Genomic DNA, 15,773 nt, shown 5'->3' on the forward strand with positions numbered 1-15,773 from the left:
CTGCGCGCCCCCTCGACCCCCGCGTCAAAGATTCGGGGCTCCGCCCCGGACCCCGTTCGCGCAGTTCCCCGCGCCCCTTTCCAGGGGCGCGGGGAACTGCGCGAGAAGCCCCACCGGGCGGACGTCTGGGGGTCGAAGGGGCGCAGCCCCTTCTGGACGGGACGGGTAGGGGCGGCGCGGGCGAGAAAACGTCCTACTCCACGCCGATCAGCAGCAACGCCCCCTGCCGCCCACCCCGATACACCACCGTGTCCACCGCCAGATACCCCTCACGCACCCTGGCCTCCACCCGCTCCACCACATCCGCCGGCGCCTCGTCCCCCAGCACCAGCGTGACCATCTCCCCACCGGCCGCCAGCATCCGGTCCACCACCGCCGCCGCGGTCACCGTGACGTCCGACCCGATGACGGCGACGTCCCCGTCGACGAGACCGAGGACGTCGCCGGCCTGGCAGATGCCCGCCATGGTCCAGGACTGGCGCTCGGCGATGACGACCTCGGCGTAACGGGTGGCACCGGCGGCGGAGGTCATGGAGACGACGTCCTCGTCGAAACGGCGTTCGGGCTCGTGGACGGCGAGGGCGGCGATGCCCTGGACGGCCGAGCGGGTGGGGATGAGGGCGACCCGAACACCCTCGGCGCGGGCCTGCTCTGCGGCGGCGGCCGCCGTGTGCCGCAGGTCCGCGTCGTTGGGCAGCAGCACCACCTCGCGCGCGTGGGCGCGCCGCACGGCCTCCACGAGCTCCCCGCTGGCGGGCGGCTCCCCGGGCCGGGCCAGCACCGTGGTGGCGCCGGCCTCGGCGTAGAGCCGGGCCAGCCCCTCCCCCGGCACGACGGCCACGACGGCCCGCCCGGCGCGCTCGCGCGGCTGCCTCGCGGCCTCACCGGTCATGTGGGCGTCCTCGGCCCCGAAGTGGGTGATCCGGATCCGGTACGGCCGCCCGGCCTCCACCCCGGCCTCCACGGCGGCCCCCGCGTCGTCGACGTGCACATGGACGTTCCACAGCCCGTCCCCGCCGACCACGACGAGGGAGTCCCCCAGGTCGTCCAGGCGCCGCCGCAGGCGGGCCACCGCCGTGTCCTCCGCCTCCAGGAGGTAGATCACCTCGAAGGCCGGGCCGCCCGCCTCGGTCCGGTCGTCGGCTTCGCACACCTCCGCCCCGGCTTCGGCGACAGCCACGCGCGCGTGCACGGCGGGAACGGCCATCGCTCTCGGCGCCTCTCCCGTGAACGTCTCCACCAGCGCCGCCAGCACCGCCACCAGACCCCGTCCGCCCGCGTCCACGACACCGGCGCGAGCCAGGGCGGCCAGCTGGGCGGGGGTCGCCGCCAGGGCTCTGCCCGCGCCCTCGTAGGCGGCACGGGCGACGGTCCCGCAGTCGTCCTCGGCGTCACCGGCCGCGTCGGCGGCGGCGGAGGCGACGGTGAGGACGGTGCCCTCGACGGGGTGCGCGACGGCGTCACGGGCGGAGTCGGCGGCGTGCCGCAGGGCGAGCCGCAGTCCCCGCCCGTCGGTGCGGGGCGCCTCACCGTCGTCGGCGAGGACCTGGGCCATGCCCCGCAGGAGCTGGGCGAGGATCGTGCCGGAGTTCCCCCGGGCGCCGATCAGCGCGCCGTGCGCCATGGCCCGCGCTGCCTCGGCGAGCGTGGGCTGCCCCGCTCCGGCCGGGCGGCCCGCCGTCTCGTGGCCCGCGAACACCGCCTCGACCGCCGCCACGGCCGACTCCATCGTCAGGTACAGATTGGTCCCGGTGTCGCCGTCGGCCACCGGGTACACGTTGATGGCGTCGATCTCCTCGCGCGCGCGTCCCAGCGCCGCCAGCGCGAGTCCGCACCAGGTGCGCACCGCGAGAGCATCGAAGAATGTCTGCGGCACCTGCGGCACCTGCGCCTCCTTGAGCTGCTGGGACTGGGACGCAGAGTAGACCTTGGAGGGGTGTCCGCCGGAAGGGGGCGGGGCAGGGCTCCTGAGCGGCCATGGTAGTTTCGTTGTACTGGCGCGGTCGTTGTATGCTGCTCCGGTTGCCCGATCCACATCGGGCCATTCCCCTGGCAACGCCACTCAGATCTCTGATCCTGTGATCTCGATCCCGGCCTGCCGGGATCATCCGTAAGTGCATCTGAAGTCTTTGGAGTGACCCGTGGCTGCCAACTGCGACGTCTGCGGCAAGGGGCCGGGCTTCGGCAACAACATCTCGCACTCGCACCGCCGTACGTCCCGTCGCTGGAACCCCAACATCCAGCGCGTCCGTACCGTGGTCGGCGGGACGCCGAAGCGCGTGAACGCCTGCACCTCGTGCATCAAGGCCGGCAAGGTCGCGCGCTGACGCACAGCTAAGCGCGCGGCCACTGCTGGTTCGCTGCATCGAGCCGGTCCACCTGGGGTGGACCGGCTTCTTGCTGTTCCCTGACGACGCCGTACCCGCAACGCCGTATCTGGCGGCCGGGCGACCTGTCAGTGGCCTTCGCCCTGTGACGGGGCCGGCCACGCCCGACCTGCCGGACGCGTACGGCGAGGACGCGCGCCTCGACGACCTGCGGCTGACGGCCGCACAGGACCGGATCAAGGCGGACCTCGCCCTCGGCGGCGGCCCGCCGAGGCGCTCGGCGTCCAGGAGGCGGCCCGGCGCGCCCCCGGGGTGGCGATCGTCGGCGCGTACGTCCTGGCCGGTGAACCGGCCCTGGCGGGCGGCGATCACGTACGGCGTTCGGATCCGCGGCCGGGACCGGATGTACCGGCTCCTCGCCTCCCGCCCGTTGGCGGCCTTCTTCGAGCGCGTCACCGAGATGTCGGCGACCAACATCAAGCTGCCGGAGTACCCCGCCTGAGGGCCCACCCGTGGTCCACGGGCCCGATCCCCCCGCCGAGCGCGAACCCGGCGGCGATCGCGCCCGTGACGTACTCCTTGGCCGCCGCGACGGCCTCCGGCACGGTCCGCCCCCCGGCGAGGTGCGAGGCGATCGCGGAGGCGAGGGTGCAGCCCGTGCCGTGGGTGTGCCGGTTGTCGTACCTGGGGGCCCGCAGCCAGTGCTCCTCGGAGCCGTCGGTGAGCAGATCGACGGCTTCCCCCGGGAGATGGCCGCCCTTGATCAGCGCCCACCGCGGCCCGTACGCCAGCACGGCCTCGGCCGCCTCGCGCAGACCGGCCTCCGACTCGACCCGGACACCGGTGAGTTGGGCCACCTCGTCGAGGTTCGGCGTCGCCACCGTGGCCACCGGCAGCAGTCGCGTCCGTACGGAGTCCAGCGCGGAGGCGGCGAGGAGGGGGTCGCCGTGCTTGGAGACGCCGACCGGGTCGACGACGACCGGGGCGTCGGTGGCGGCCAGCAACTCGGCGACGGCCTCGACGAGTTCGGCGGAGGCGAGCATGCCGGTCTTGACGGCCTGGACACCGATGTCGTCGACGACGCTGCGGTACTGGGCACGCACCGCCGCCACGGGCAGCTCCCAAGCGCCCTGCACACCGAGGGAGTTCTGCGCGGTGACGGCCGTGACGACGCTCATGCCGTGCACCCCGAGCGCGAGCATCGTCTTCAGGTCGGCCTGGATGCCGGCCCCGCCGCCGGAGTCGGACCCGGCCACGGTGAGGACCCTCGGCGGCGCCGAGCTCATGGCGGGACTCATGGCCGGGCTCATGACTCGATGTCCCCGAAGTGGTCCCAGCCGCCCTTGCTGGTCCAGGGGGCGCCGTCGACGGTCACCTGGGGCAGGGCGGAGGGGTTGAGGACCTCGCCGATCACCTTCCACCGCGCGGGCAGCTTCACGTCCTGCGGGAAGGTGGCCACGATCGCGTGGTCCTCGCCCCCGGTGAGCACCCACTGGAGGGGGTCGACACCGACGGCCTGACCGATGTCGTGCATCTGGATGGGGATGTCGATGGCGCCGGAGCGGATGTCGATCCGGCACTTGCTCGCCTCGGCGATGTGCCCCAGGTCCGCGATCAGCCCGTCGCTGACGTCGCACATCGCGGTCGCGCCGAGGTCGGCGGCGGCCGGGCCCGCGTGGTACGGCGGCTCGGGGCGCCGGTGGGCCTCCACGAAGGCGCGCGGCGAGCGGAAGCCCCGGGAGAGCACCGCGTGCCCGGCGGCGGACCAGCCGAGCCAGCCGGTGACCGCGACGACGTCACCGGGCTGGGCTCCGCCCCTGGTCACGGGCTCGTGGTTACGCAGATCACCGAGGGCGGTGATCGAGATCATGATGGTGTCGCCGCGGACGACGTCACCGCCGACCACGGCCGCGCCGGCCACCTGGCACTCGTCGCGCAGGCCGTCCATCAGCTCGGTGGCCCAGGTCACCGGGAGTTCGGCGGGCGCGACCAGACCGAGGAGCAGGGCGGTGGGCACGGCCCCCATGGCGGCGATGTCCGCGAGGTTCTGCGCGGCGGCCTTGCGCCCCACGTCGTACGCCGTGGACCAGTCACGCCGGAAGTGCCGCCCCTCCAGGAGGAGGTCGGTGCTCGCCACGACCCTGCGGTCCGGCGCCGCCACCACGGCGGCGTCGTCGCCGGGGCCGACCCGGACCGCCGGGGTGGTGGTGAGCCGGGAGGTGAGCTCCCTGATGAGCCCGAACTCCCCCAGCTCTCCCACGGTGCCCTTCATCGTCGTATCGCCCCTTCTCGTGCCGCTTCCAGTGTCTGTCGCGCCCGGTCGCGGGCCGTTCTCGTGCTCGGTACGGTCGAGTGGACCGTCAACTTCCGTCGTCCCCGCACCCCGGTGTGCGTGGCGCGGCCTCCACGGGTCTCCCCGTGGTGCGGGACGACGCGATACCGTGGCGTTCCTTTTCCCGACATGATCCACATGATCCTCGTGGCCGCCCTGGAGGTTCCGTGGTACAGGCGTACATCCTGATCCAGACGGAGGTCGGCAAAGCGTCGACCGTCGCCGACACGATCAGCAAGCTCCCCGGTGTCATCCAGGCCGAGGACGTGACGGGGCCGTACGACGTCATCGTGCGCGCCCAGGCCGACACCGTCGACGACCTCGGCCGGCTGGTGGTCGCGAAGGTCCAGCAAGTGGACGGGATCACCCGCACCCTGACCTGCCCGGTCGTTCACCTGTAGCCCCCGTCTACCCTTGCCCGGTGAACCCGTTCCGTCACCGGCGCCCCGCTCGTCTCGGGCTGCCCGTCCTGGCCGTTTCGTTGATCGCCGTCGCGGGCTGCTCCTCAGCAGACGACGGCGGCTCGGCGGCGGTTCCCAGCCCGGGGGCCGCCGCCACGAAACTGTGCCGGAACCTGGACGGGGTGTTGCCGCGAAAGGTGGACGGTCTCGGCCGCCGGGATCCTCAGCCCGCCTCCTCGCTGACGGCGGGCTGGGGCGACGCGGTGATCATACTGCGCTGCGGGGTGCCGCAGCCGCCCAAGATGGTCGACCCCGGGGTGGCCGAGGGGCGGGACGCCGACGCGGTGGCCGGGGCCGTCGACGGGGTGGACTGGCTGATGGAGAAGCGGGACGGTGGCGCCTACCGCTTCACCACGGCCAATCGTTCCGCGTACGTGGAGGTGTCGGTGGCGGCCGAGCGAGCCGCCGAGGACACGTCGCCGATCCTGGTGGGGCTGGCCCCCGCGATCAAGAAGGCGATACCTGAAGGGGTTGCCTCCTGAGGGGCGCCTCAGGAGGCGGTCGCGAGGCCGCGGGCCGGTTCGTGACCGGTTGCGCGGCTTCCCGCGCCCGCCCTCCGTGGGGCCTTCGGCCTCGCAGGAGTCCGTCTCAGCGCAGGCCTGTCGGCCGGTGCAGCGCGGCCTGGATCAGGCGGTCCACGAGTTCCGGGTATTCGATGCCGCTCGCCTTCCACATCGCCGGGTACATCGAGATCGGTGTGAAGCCGGGGAGCGTGTTGATCTCGTTGATGACGAAGTCGCCGTCCTCCGTGAGGAAGAAGTCGGCGCGGACCAGGCCCTCGCAGGAGGCCGCGTCGAAGGCGTCGACCGCGAGCCGCTGGACCTCCGCCGTCTCCTGCGGGGTCAGCGGGGCCGGGACCATGCCGGGCGTCGAGTCGATGTACTTGGCCTCGAAGTCGTAGTAAGCGTGGGCCTCGGGCGGCGGAATCTCGGCGGGCACGGAGGCGCGCGGACCGTCCTCGAACTCCAGGACGCCGCATTCGATCTCACGGCCGCGCAGGGCCGCCTCGACCAGGATCTTCGGATCGTGGCGCTGGGCCTCGGCGATCGCCTCGTCGAGGCCGTCCAGGTCGTCGACCTTGGTGATGCCGATGGAGGAGCCCGCGCGGGCGGGCTTCACGAACAGGGGCCAGCCGTGCTCACCGGCGAGGTCGATGATCTTCTTGCGGGCGGCGGACTCGTCGAGCTGCCACTCGCGCGGCCGGATCACCACGTACGGACCGACCTTGAGTCCGAAGGAGGTGAACACCCGCTTCATGTACTCCTTGTCCTGGCCGACGGCCGAGGCGAGGACACCCGAGCCGACGTACGGGACACCGGAGAGTTCCAGGAGTCCCTGGAGGGTGCCGTCCTCACCGTACGGACCGTGCAGGACGGGGAAGACGACGTCGACCTCGCCGAGGGCCTTGGGCACCGAACCGGGCTCGCTGTAGACGACTTCGCGGTTGGCGGGGTCGACGGGCAGGATCACGCCGCCCTCCCGGGACTCGGCGAGTTCCTCGACGCTCGGCGTACGGCGATCGGTGATCGCCATCCGGTCCGGTTCGTCGGCGGTGAGCGCCCAACGGCCGTCCCGCGTGATGCCGATCGGCAGGACGTCGTACTTCGTCCGGTCGATGGCACGCAGTACGGCGCCGGCCGTGACCACGGAGATCCCGTGTTCCGAGCTGCGGCCGCCGAAGACGACGGCCACGCGCGGCTTGCGGGACGGCTGCTCAGGGCTCTGGGGGAGGTTCTCGCTGCTCATATCGCGTCGAGAGTACCCGGTGGTAGGGCGCGAGTCAGTGCCCGAACGGTCGCTTTCGCTCAGCGTCGCTCCGGCTTGGCGCTGCGCGACATCATCTCCTTGAGGGCGACGACCGGCGGCTTGCCGTCGTGGACGATGTCGACGACCGTCTCGGTGATGGGCATGTCGACGCCGTGCCGACGGGCCAAGTCCAGTACGGATTCGCAGGACTTGACGCCCTCGGCGGTCTGCTTGGTGACCGCGATGGTCTCCTGGAGGGTCATGCCCCTGCCGAGGTTGGTGCCGAAGGTGTGGTTGCGGGAGAGCGGCGAGGAACAGGTGGCCACCAGGTCGCCGAGACCCGCGAGTCCGGAGAAGGTGAGCGGGTCGGCGCCCATCGCGAGACCGAGCCGGGTCGTCTCCGCGAGACCGCGGGTGATGAGCGATCCCTTGGCGTTGTCGCCGAGGCCCATGCCGTCCGCGATGCCGACGGCGAGACCGATGACGTTCTTCACCGCGCCGCCGAGTTCGCAACCGACGACGTCGGTGTTGGTGTACGGGCGGAAGTACGGCGTGTGGCAGGCGGTCTGGAGCTTCTGGGCGACCGCCTCGTCGGTGCAGGCGACCACGGAGGCGGCCGGCATGCGGGAGGCGATCTCACGGGCCAGGTTGGGCCCGGTGACGACGGCGACGCGGTCCTGGCCCACCTTGGCCACGTCCTCGATCACCTCGCTCATCCGCATGGCGGAACCGAGTTCGACGCCTTTCATCAGCGAGACGAGGACGGTGCCGGGGGCCAGCAGACCGGTCCAGTCGGCGAGGTTCGCGCGCAGTGTCTGGGAGGGGACGGCGAGGACGGTGAAGTCGGCGTCCGCGGCGGCCTCGGCGGGGTCCGAGGTGGCCCGCAGGTTCTCCGGGAGCTCCACGCCGGGGAGGTAGTCCGGGTTGGTCCGGGTGGAGTTGACGGCGTCCGCGAGTTCCGGACGCCGTCCCCACAGAACGGTGTCGCATCCCGCGTCGGCGAGCACCATGCCGAAGGCCGTGCCCCACGAACCGGTGCCGAAGACGGCCGCCTTGACCGGCTTGCTCACTTGCCCTGCCCCTCTTCCTGATGTTCCTGGGCCCGCTGGACCGTGCTGTGATGTTGCCGGTTCCCATTGTCGAGGACCGCGCGGGCACTCCTGCGCCGCTGCTCGATCCGCTCCCGCTTGGGGTCGTACGGCGTCGCGGGGGCCTTCTCGCCGCGGATCTCCTCCAGCTGGTGGGTGATGGCGGCCATGATGACCTCCGTCGCGTCCTTCAGCAGGTCGGGGCTCATCTCCCGGCCGTAGAAACGCGACAGGTCGACGGGCGGGCCCGCGAGGACGTGGTGGGTCTTGCGCGGCAGGAGGTTCGGTTTCTTGGCGTACGGCGGCAGGAGTTCGTTGGCGCCCCACTGTGCGACGGGGATCACCGGGCACCTGGTCTGCAGGGCGACCCTCGCGGCACCGGTCTTGCCGGTCATGGGCCAGCCGTCCGGGTCGCGGGTGAGGGTGCCCTCGGGGTAGAAGGCGACGCACTCGCCGCGCTCCACGGCGTCGATCGCGGCCCGGAAGGCGCTCAGCGCGTCGGTGCTCTCGCGATAGACGGGAATCTGCCCGGTGCCGCGCATCACGGCGCCGATGAATCCCTTCCCGAAGAGACCGCTCTTCGCGAGAAATCGCGGAACCCTGCCGCTGTTGTACTGATAATGGGCGTACGCAAAGGGATCTACATGCGAATTGTGGTTCACGGCAGTGATAAATCCACCCTCGGCCGGAATGTTCTCCATTCCGCGCCAGTCCCGCTTGATCAGCACCACCAGGGGTGGTTTGGCGATCACCGCGGCGAGGCGGTACCAGAAGCCGATTCTCCGGCGGGGCACGCGGACACCTTCCTCTAGGACTTCCCAGGGCCTGTTCCGGGGGCCCGGAGCCGCACAAGTGTCGCCCCGGGCTGCCGGTCTGTCGAGAACACCGTACGCCCCGCCCTGCGGCCGTCCATGGCCCCCAGGTGACAATGGCCGCGACAAGAGAGGGACGGAACGCCCGTGCAGTGGACCCTGGTCGTACCCCTGAAGCCCCTGGCGCGGGCCAAGAGCAGGCTCGCGGACACCGCCGACGACGGGGTGCGCCCCGGTCTGGCCCTCGCCTTCGCGCAGGACACGGTGGCCGCGGCCCTGGCCGCGACGGCGGTCCGGGGTGTGGTGGTGGTCACGGACGACCCGCTGGCCGCGCGCGAGCTCGCGGCCCTGGGCGCCCGCACCGTCCCCGAGGATCCCCGCGAAGGCTCCCGGGACGGCCTGAACGCCGCTCTGCGGCATGCTGCGGCCGTCGTACGCGATGTACGCCCGCAAATGCCCCTGGCGGCCCTGAACGCGGATCTCCCCGCCCTGCGACCGGGGGAATTGACCCGGGTGCTGAACGCGGCCGCCGAATTCCCCCGCGCTTTCCTCGCCGACGCGGCCGACACCGGTACGACCCTGCTCGCCGCTACCCCCGGCCATGACCTCTCCCCCGTCTTCGGCCCCGACTCCCGCCGGCGCCACCGCCACTCCGGCGCCGTGGAGCTCGCGCTCACCGACGTGGACTCCGTGCGCCAGGACGTCGACACCGGGGACGACCTCCGCGCGGCCCTCGGCCTCGGCGTCGGTCCCCGTACGGCCGCGGCGGCCGCGCGCCTGCTGATCCCCGGCCAGTAGGCTGCGGCCATGCAGGCCACCGCGTACACCTACGACCCCGCCACCCGCACCGGCCAGGTCCTCCTCGACGACGGCACCCCGCTCCCCTTCGACACCCCGGCCTTCGACGCGGGCGCCCTGCGCCTGCTGCGCCCCGGTCAGCGCGTGCGCATCGAGACGGAGGGCGAGGGCGAGTCCCTGCGCATCACCTTGATCACCCTGCAGACGTTCTGAACGCGTCGTCCCGCGAGTCCCTCACGGCGGGCAGGCGCTCGGAAATCCCCCGCGGAACACGCCGCGGGCCGGGCTCCCTGCAGGAACCCGGCCCGGCGCGTGTGTGTGAGTACCCGACGGCCTAGGCCTGACGCGCGGCGGTCTTCTTCGCGGTCGTCTTGCGAGCCGTCGACTTCTTGGCCGGCGCCTTCTTCGCGGTGGCCTTCTTGGCCGGGGCCTTCTTCGCCGCGGTCTTCTTCGCCGCGGCCGTCGTCTTGGCGGTGGTCTTCTTCGCCGCCGCCGTCTTCGTGGTGGCCTTCTTGGCGGTCGTCTTCTTCGCCGTGGTCTTCTTCGCGGCGGCCGTCGTCTTCTTGGCGGCGGCCGTGGTCTTGCGGGCGGTCGTCTTCTTCGCGGCGGTCTTCTTCGCCGCCGCCTTCTTGACCGTCGCCGAAGCCCCACCGCTCAGGCTGCCCTTGGGCGCCTTCTTGACCGCGACCTCGCCACCACGGGGAAGCTTCTTCGAGCCGCTCACCAGGTCCTTGAAGCCCTGGCCCGCGCGGAACCGCGGCACGGAGGTCTTCTTGACCCGAACCCGCTCACCCGTCTGCGGGTTGCGGGCGTAACGGGCCGGCCGGTCGACCTTCTCGAACGAACCGAAGCCGGTGACCGACACCCGGTCCCCGCCGACGACCGCGCGGACGATGGCGTCCAGAACAGCGTCGACCGCGTCGGCGGCCTGCTGACGCCCGCCGACCTTGTCCGCAATCGCTTCTACGAGCTGCGCCTTGTTCACGTCTTCCCCTTCGGAGACATCGCCCGAACGATAGTGTTCAAGCTTTTTCGCACGTTAGGCAGATATATACCGCAAATCAAACACGAAACGGGCTTATCACCCTTGTGCCGCAACGAACTCGGACCGTCATGGAGTTCCTTCAGCGTTCCTCTACGGGCATTCGCCCCTCGTCGAGGTCCGTCGTGAAGCTCTCCAGACGCCTTGCCGCGTCGGCGAGATCGTGCTTGGCCACGGCCGTAATGACCAGCAGCTTCCGGGTCAGCGCCATGCGTACGCCCTCCGGGACTTGCAGTGCGCGCACTCTTGCGTGCGCTTCCTTGAGTTGGCCCGCGACCGCCGCATAGAGCTCGAGTTGGCCGTCGTGTTCCATGCACAGATTGTGCCATCTGGGGCGAGTTGTCGCCTGCGCAGGGGGCAACTGCCGTCTCCCCGGGGCCCGTGGAGCACCCCGGGCCGATGCCACACCATGATGCGCGTACCCCGGCAATCACCTTTGTAACTAGGGGAGTTGAAACCTTTCTGCACATGACTTCGAAGGTCCCCGAACCCAGACATGGAGGTACCCCCAACCGTGCACGATTGGGGGTACCTGGGGGTGTCGCGGTGGCTGGATTCCGCCTTGCGCGGACCGCCCGAGGGGTGGTCCGCGCCCATGGGTCAGATCGTCAGCGTCCTCGGCTTGTGCGAGGGGCGCTTGGCCTCGTACGCGGAGATGTCGGCCTCGTTCTGGAGGGTGATGGAGATGTCGTCCAGCCCGTTCAGCAGCCGCCAGCGGGAGTTCTCGTCCAGCTCGAAGGAGGCGGTGATGCCCTCGGCACGCACCTCGCGGGCCTGCAGATCGACCGTGATCTCGACCTCGGGGTCCTTCTCGGTGAGCTCCTGCAGCGCGTCCACGATCTTCTGCTCCAGGACGACCGTGAGCAGGCCGTTCTTGAGCGAGTTGCCGCGGAAGATGTCGGCGAAGCGGGAGGAGATGACGGCCTTGAAGCCGTAGTTCTGCAGCGCCCACACCGCGTGCTCACGGGAGGAGCCGGTGCCGAAGTCGGGGCCGGCGACCAGGACGGTGGCGCCCTGGCGCTCGGGCTGGTTGAGGACGAAGGTCTCGTCCTTGCGCCAGGCCTCGAACAGCCCGTCCTCGAAGCCGTCCCTGGTCACCTTCTTGAGCCAGTGGGCGGGGATGATCTGGTCGGTGTCGACGTTGCTGCGGCGCAGCGGGACGGCCCGGCCGGTGTGCGTGGTGAATGCTTCCATGGCTGTTCAGACTCCAGCGGGCGCGGGGGTGTCGACGTCGGACAGGTCGGCGGGGGACGCCAGGTGGCCGAGCACGGCCGTCGCGGCGGCAACCTGCGGCGAGACCAGGTGGGTACGGCCGCCCTTGCCCTGCCTGCCCTCGAAGTTGCGGTTGGAGGTGGACGCGGAGCGCTCACCGGGGGCCAGCTGGTCGGGGTTCATGCCCAGACACATCGAGCAGCCCGCGTGCCGCCACTCGGCGCCGGCCTCCTTGAAGACGACGTCCAGGCCCTCGGAGACGGCCTGCAGACCGACCCGCGCGGAGCCGGGGACGACCAGCATCCGTACACCGTCGGCGACTTTGCGGCCCTTGACCAGCTCGGCGGCGGCCCGCAGGTCCTCGATGCGGCCGTTGGTGCACGAACCTACGAAGACGGTGTCCACGGTGATGGACTTCAGCGGCTGGCCGGCCTCCAACCCCATGTACTCCAGGGCCTTTTCGGCGGCGAGGCGCTCCGAAGCGTCCTCGTACGAAGCCGGGTCGGGGACCGAGGCCGAAAGCGGCGCGCCCTGGCCGGGGTTGGTACCCCACGTGACGAACGGCGACAGGGAGGCACCGTCGATGATCACCTCGGCGTCGAACTCGGCGTCCTCGTCCGTCTTCAGCGTCTTCCAGTACGCGACGGCCGCGTCCCAGTCCTCGCCCTCGGGGGCGTGCGGACGGCCCTTGAGGTACTCGAAGGTGGTCTCGTCGGGGGCGATCATGCCCGCGCGGGCGCCGGCCTCGATCGACATGTTGCAGATGGTCATGCGCGCCTCCATCGAGAGCTTCTCGATGGCGGGGCCCCGGTACTCCAGGACATAGCCCTGGCCGCCGCCCGTACCGATCTTGGCGATGATCGCCAGGATCAGGTCCTTGGCGGTGACCCCTTCGGCCAGCTCGCCCTCGACCGTGATCGCCATGGTCTTGGGGCGGACCAGCGGCAGCGTCTGCGTGGCCAGCACGTGCTCCACCTGGGAGGTGCCGATACCGAACGCCAGACCGCCGAAAGCACCGTGCGTGGAGGTGTGGGAGTCACCACAGACGACCGTCATACCGGGCTGGGTCAGACCCAGCTGCGGTCCGACGACGTGCACGACACCCTGCTCGACGTCACCCAGCGGGTGCAGACGCACACCGAACTCGGCGGCGTTCGCGCGCAGCGTCTCCAGCTGGACGCGGGAGACCGGGTCCGCGATGGGCTTGTCGATGTCGAGGGTGGGGGTGTTGTGGTCCTCGGTCGCGATGGTCAGGTCGAGCCGGCGCACCTTGCGCCCGCTCTTGCGGAGACCGTCGAAGGCCTGGGGGCTGGTCACCTCGTGCAGCAGGTGCAGATCGATGAAGAGGAGGTCGGGCTCGCCCTCGGCGCGCCGGACGACGTGGTCGTCCCAGACCTTCTCCGCGAGTGTCCTACCCATCGCTTTCCCTCCGGCCGACGCGGCAGCGTGTCGGCCCAACTAGAGATGTCGGAGGTGGCGAGCGCGCGAATCCCCTCGTGGCGCGCGCCGGCCGCCGGGCTCGTCGGTCCGCGAGCCGTTGTTGTTCTGCTTCCAGAGTGGCAAGGTCCACGCGAAATTGAACTTGCGTTTCACAGAGTGAGACGCGAGTATCGTTGCATGGACAACAGTAGCGGCGTCGGCGTTCTGGACAAGGCGGCCCTGGTCCTGAGCGCTCTGGAGTCCGGTCCGGCCACCCTCGCGGGTCTGGTCGGCGCCACCGGACTCGCACGGCCCACGGCCCACCGCCTGGCCGTGGCTCTGGAACACCACCGCATGGTGGCACGCGACATGCAGGGCCGTTTCATCCTCGGCCCCCGGCTCGCCGAGCTGGCCGCGGCCGCCGGCGAGGACCGTCTCCTCGCGACGGCGGGCCCGGTGCTCACCCATCTACGGGATGTGACGGGCGAGAGCGCTCAGCTCTACCGCCGCCAGGGCGACATGCGCATCTGCGTCGCCGCGGCGGAGCGTCTGTCCGGACTGCGGGACACGGTCCCGGTCGGGTCGACCCTGACGATGAAGGCCGGTTCCTCGGCACAGATCCTGATGGCCTGGGAGGAGCCCGAGCGCCTGCACCGCGGTCTTCAGGGCGCCCGCTTCACCGCCACCGCCCTCTCGGGCGTACGGCGCCGGGGGTGGGCCCAGTCCATCGGCGAGCGCGAGCCGGGCGTGGCCTCGGTCTCCGCCCCCGTACGCGGGCCGTCGAACCGTGTGGTCGCCGCGGTCTCCGTCTCCGGCCCCATCGAGCGGCTCACCCGCCACCCCGGCCGTATGCATGCCCAAGCGGTGATCGACGCCGCGGGCCGCCTCTCCGAGGCCCTGCGCCGCACGGGCTGACCCCTCGAAGCTCACGTCCCACCATGAAGAAGGCCTGCCTCAACGCCGCGGCAGGCCTTTTCTCATGCCGTGCACCCCGACGCGGCCTCTCCCGGCGCCGGTGATGCCGCGGCTCGGCTCTCGGTGCGACTCCGAACGCATGGCCCCGTAAGCCGAGTTGACGCACCAGGCCGCCAGTCGGGCCGGACCGCCCAGGCCTCCGCGATCGAGGAGCCGGAGCACATGACGAAGGCCCTCCACCGAAGTGGAGGGCCTTCGTGAAACGTACCCCCGACCGGATTCGAACCGGCGCTACCGCCTTGAGAGGGCGGCGTGCTAGGCCGCTACACAACGGGGGCGTGGAGCCTGCGTTTCCGCAGGTCCGAGCTGGTCTACCTGGACTCGAACCAAGACTAACTGAACCAGAATCAGTCGTGCTGCCAATTACACCATAGACCAATGTGGTTTAGACCAGTCAGTACCCCCGACCGGATTCGAACCGGCGCTACCGCCTTGAGAGGGCGGCGTGCTAGGCCGCTACACAACGGGGGCCCTAGCGATCCTGCATCGAAGTGAGGGGGTGCGACCCGAACTCTCCTCGCGGGAAGGATCTGTACCCCCGACCGGATTCGAACCGGCGCTACTGCCTTGAGAGGGCAGCGTGCTAGGCCGCTACACAACGGGGGCTTCGCGGAATTGATCTCCGCCTGCAGATGAGCTCTGCGAGCTGGCCTACCTGGACTCGAACCAAGACTAACTGAACCAGAATCAGTCGTGCTGCCAATTACACCATAGGCCACTGGAACGCAAGCCCCTGAAGGGATCTTGTTCTAGTTTGCTCCGTCGGTTCCGGCCTTTCGGCCCGCTCCCCGGCGGCGCAGAAAGAACATTACCCGAAGGTGGACGGCGCTCCAAAACGGGTATCCGAGCCGAGGATCGCGGGGAGTTCGGTGAGGGTGGCGATCCGGTGCGGTCCGACCGGCGGGTCGACGGTCGCGTGGAGACCGTCGCGATCGATCCAGACGGACAGCAGACCGGCGTCGGCGGCACCCCGGCCGTCGATCTCCGGGTGGTCACCGACGTACGCGACCTCGTGCGGAGGCAGTTCCAGGGCCTCGCAGGCGACGTGGAACGCCTCGGCGGCCGGCTTGTGGACACCCAGTTGCTCGGCGCACAGCACCGTCTCGAAGCGGTCCCACACGCCGAGGGCGCGCAGCTTGCGCTCCTGGACGGGGAGGCTGGAGTTGGAGAGCACCGCGTGCCGGTGGGTCGCGGCGAGGGCGTCCAGGACGGGCAGGACGTCGGGGAAGAGGGCCCAGGCGCGCTCGTAGTGGGCGACGTACCGCTCGAACCAGGCGTCCGCCTCCGTGTCGGTCAGCGGTTCGCCTAGGAAGTCCCGGACACGGTCGCGCCTGGTCGCCTCCCAGTCGCCCTCACCGGCCGCGTAGCGCCGCCAGTGCAGGCTGGTGAGCTCCTTCCAGCGCGTGATCGCCTGATCCACGGAGTCGTAGCCGTGGAGCAGTCCCTCGACGCCCAAGTGGGCGCGCATCCCGGCACGGTCGGCCGCGGTGTAGTCGAAAAGGGTGTCGTCCACGTCCCAGAGCACGGCCTTGATGTTCATGGAACCGACCGTAGCCCGGGG

The 15,773-nt window shown here is 70.8% G+C and carries 18 protein-coding genes and 5 tRNA genes; 7 read left to right on the plus strand and 16 right to left on the minus strand.

Going from position 1 to position 15,773, the window contains the following annotated elements; all coding sequences use genetic code 11:
• Positions 1-193: 193 nt before the first annotated feature.
• Positions 194-1,885 carry a DAK2 domain-containing protein gene (locus K1J60_RS12875; RefSeq protein WP_220646354.1) on the minus strand — a complete coding sequence of 564 codons (1,692 nt, stop codon included), beginning with the start codon at positions 1,883-1,885 and terminating at the stop codon, positions 194-196.
• Positions 1,886-2,141: 256 nt separating this feature from the next.
• Here K1J60_RS12875 and rpmB point away from each other — a divergent pair, with 256 nt between their 5' ends.
• Entirely contained in the window at positions 2,142-2,327 is a 186-nt protein-coding gene (gene rpmB / locus K1J60_RS12880; protein WP_220646355.1) for a 50S ribosomal protein L28, read from the plus strand.
• Positions 2,328-2,472: 145 nt separating this feature from the next.
• Positions 2,473-2,829 carry a hypothetical protein gene (locus K1J60_RS45770; protein ID WP_259407701.1) on the plus strand — a complete coding sequence of 119 codons (357 nt, stop codon included), beginning with the start codon at positions 2,473-2,475 and terminating at the stop codon, positions 2,827-2,829.
• On the opposite strand, the gene thiD is transcribed toward K1J60_RS45770, so the two are convergent.
• Together thiD and K1J60_RS12895 are read right to left on the minus strand one after the other, a co-directional pair.
• Positions 2,804-3,625 carry a bifunctional hydroxymethylpyrimidine kinase/phosphomethylpyrimidine kinase gene (thiD, locus tag K1J60_RS12890; protein ID WP_259407702.1) on the minus strand — a complete coding sequence of 274 codons (822 nt, stop codon included), beginning with the start codon at positions 3,623-3,625 and terminating at the stop codon, positions 2,804-2,806. The two genes, K1J60_RS45770 and thiD, sit on opposite strands and share 26 nt — an antisense overlap.
• An 8-nt stretch (positions 3,626-3,633) precedes the next feature.
• Positions 3,634-4,599, minus strand: coding sequence for a thiamine-phosphate kinase (locus tag K1J60_RS12895; RefSeq protein WP_220646356.1), 966 nt, complete (start codon positions 4,597-4,599; stop codon positions 3,634-3,636).
• A 227-nt stretch (positions 4,600-4,826) separates the two neighbouring features.
• Here K1J60_RS12895 and K1J60_RS12900 point away from each other — a divergent pair, with 227 nt between their 5' ends.
• Complete coding sequence (locus tag K1J60_RS12900; protein ID WP_033526900.1) at positions 4,827-5,060, plus strand: Lrp/AsnC family transcriptional regulator; 234 nt, start codon at positions 4,827-4,829, stop codon at positions 5,058-5,060.
• A 20-nt stretch (positions 5,061-5,080) separates the two neighbouring features.
• On the plus strand, positions 5,081-5,602 hold the full coding sequence (locus K1J60_RS12905) for a DUF3515 domain-containing protein (RefSeq protein WP_220646357.1): 522 nt from the start codon (positions 5,081-5,083) through the stop codon (positions 5,600-5,602).
• A gap of 106 nt (positions 5,603-5,708) precedes the next feature.
• Here the strand turns inward: K1J60_RS12905 and K1J60_RS12910 are convergent, their stop codons facing one another.
• Genes K1J60_RS12910 through K1J60_RS12920 form a run of 3 tightly spaced genes read right to left on the minus strand, consistent with a single transcriptional unit; the run spans position 5,709 to position 8,748 of the window.
• On the minus strand, positions 5,709-6,866 hold the full coding sequence (locus tag K1J60_RS12910; protein WP_220646358.1) for a D-alanine--D-alanine ligase family protein: 1,158 nt from the start codon (positions 6,864-6,866) through the stop codon (positions 5,709-5,711).
• A gap of 59 nt (positions 6,867-6,925) precedes the next feature.
• Positions 6,926-7,936: an NAD(P)H-dependent glycerol-3-phosphate dehydrogenase gene (locus tag K1J60_RS12915; protein WP_220646359.1), complete on the minus strand. Its 1,011-nt coding sequence runs from the start codon at positions 7,934-7,936 to the stop codon at positions 6,926-6,928.
• Complete coding sequence (locus K1J60_RS12920; RefSeq protein ID WP_220646360.1) at positions 7,933-8,748, minus strand: lysophospholipid acyltransferase family protein; 816 nt, start codon at positions 8,746-8,748, stop codon at positions 7,933-7,935. The genes K1J60_RS12915 and K1J60_RS12920 overlap by 4 nt, the downstream gene beginning before the upstream one ends.
• 165 nt (positions 8,749-8,913) lie before the next feature.
• Here K1J60_RS12920 and cofC point away from each other — a divergent pair, with 165 nt between their 5' ends.
• Together cofC and K1J60_RS12930 are read left to right on the plus strand one after the other, a co-directional pair.
• Positions 8,914-9,564, plus strand: a complete 651-nt coding sequence (gene cofC / locus K1J60_RS12925) for a 2-phospho-L-lactate guanylyltransferase (RefSeq protein WP_220646361.1) — start codon at positions 8,914-8,916, stop codon at positions 9,562-9,564.
• Positions 9,565-9,573: 9 nt separating this feature from the next.
• The gene (locus tag K1J60_RS12930) at positions 9,574-9,777 is read left to right on the plus strand and encodes a hypothetical protein (RefSeq protein ID WP_220646362.1); all 204 of its coding nucleotides are present in this window, start codon (positions 9,574-9,576) and stop codon (positions 9,775-9,777) included.
• A gap of 121 nt (positions 9,778-9,898) precedes the next feature.
• On the opposite strand, the gene K1J60_RS12935 is transcribed toward K1J60_RS12930, so the two are convergent.
• The 4 genes from K1J60_RS12935 to leuC all read right to left on the minus strand — a co-directional run bounded on the left by K1J60_RS12935 (position 9,899) and on the right by leuC (position 13,237).
• Positions 9,899-10,549 carry an HU family DNA-binding protein gene (locus tag K1J60_RS12935; RefSeq protein ID WP_220646363.1) on the minus strand — a complete coding sequence of 217 codons (651 nt, stop codon included), beginning with the start codon at positions 10,547-10,549 and terminating at the stop codon, positions 9,899-9,901.
• 139 nt (positions 10,550-10,688) lie between these two features.
• Positions 10,689-10,919 carry an SCO5555 family protein gene (locus K1J60_RS12940; protein ID WP_033526892.1) on the minus strand — a complete coding sequence of 77 codons (231 nt, stop codon included), beginning with the start codon at positions 10,917-10,919 and terminating at the stop codon, positions 10,689-10,691.
• A gap of 287 nt (positions 10,920-11,206) precedes the next feature.
• Positions 11,207-11,800 (minus strand): 3-isopropylmalate dehydratase small subunit, encoded by a 594-nt coding sequence (gene leuD, locus K1J60_RS12945; protein WP_220646364.1) that lies wholly within the window; start codon positions 11,798-11,800, stop codon positions 11,207-11,209.
• A gap of 6 nt (positions 11,801-11,806) precedes the next feature.
• Positions 11,807-13,237 carry a 3-isopropylmalate dehydratase large subunit gene (gene leuC / locus K1J60_RS12950; protein WP_220646365.1) on the minus strand — a complete coding sequence of 477 codons (1,431 nt, stop codon included), beginning with the start codon at positions 13,235-13,237 and terminating at the stop codon, positions 11,807-11,809.
• A gap of 198 nt (positions 13,238-13,435) precedes the next feature.
• Between leuC and ndgR the strand changes: the two genes are divergently transcribed.
• Positions 13,436-14,152 (plus strand): IclR family transcriptional regulator NdgR, encoded by a 717-nt coding sequence (gene ndgR / locus K1J60_RS12955; protein WP_020270051.1) that lies wholly within the window; start codon positions 13,436-13,438, stop codon positions 14,150-14,152.
• Positions 14,153-14,417: 265 nt separating this feature from the next.
• Here ndgR and K1J60_RS12960 read toward each other — a convergent pair.
• The 6 genes from K1J60_RS12960 to K1J60_RS12985 form a co-directional block, all read right to left on the minus strand.
• Positions 14,418-14,490, minus strand: a tRNA-Glu gene (locus K1J60_RS12960).
• Positions 14,491-14,518: 28 nt separating this feature from the next.
• Positions 14,519-14,590, minus strand: a tRNA-Gln gene (locus tag K1J60_RS12965).
• A gap of 20 nt (positions 14,591-14,610) precedes the next feature.
• Positions 14,611-14,683, minus strand: a tRNA-Glu gene (locus tag K1J60_RS12970).
• A 62-nt stretch (positions 14,684-14,745) separates the two neighbouring features.
• Positions 14,746-14,818 (minus strand) — tRNA-Glu (locus tag K1J60_RS12975).
• Positions 14,819-14,858: 40 nt separating this feature from the next.
• Positions 14,859-14,930 (minus strand) — tRNA-Gln (locus K1J60_RS12980).
• A 90-nt stretch (positions 14,931-15,020) separates the two neighbouring features.
• Positions 15,021-15,752: an HAD family hydrolase gene (locus K1J60_RS12985; RefSeq protein WP_220646366.1), complete on the minus strand. Its 732-nt coding sequence runs from the start codon at positions 15,750-15,752 to the stop codon at positions 15,021-15,023.
• Positions 15,753-15,773: the final 21 nt, after the last annotated feature.

Origin of the sequence: Streptomyces akebiae, from assembly GCF_019599145.1 — a bacterium.
In the GTDB taxonomy this organism is placed as follows: Bacteria; Actinomycetota; Actinomycetes; order Streptomycetales; family Streptomycetaceae; genus Streptomyces; species Streptomyces akebiae.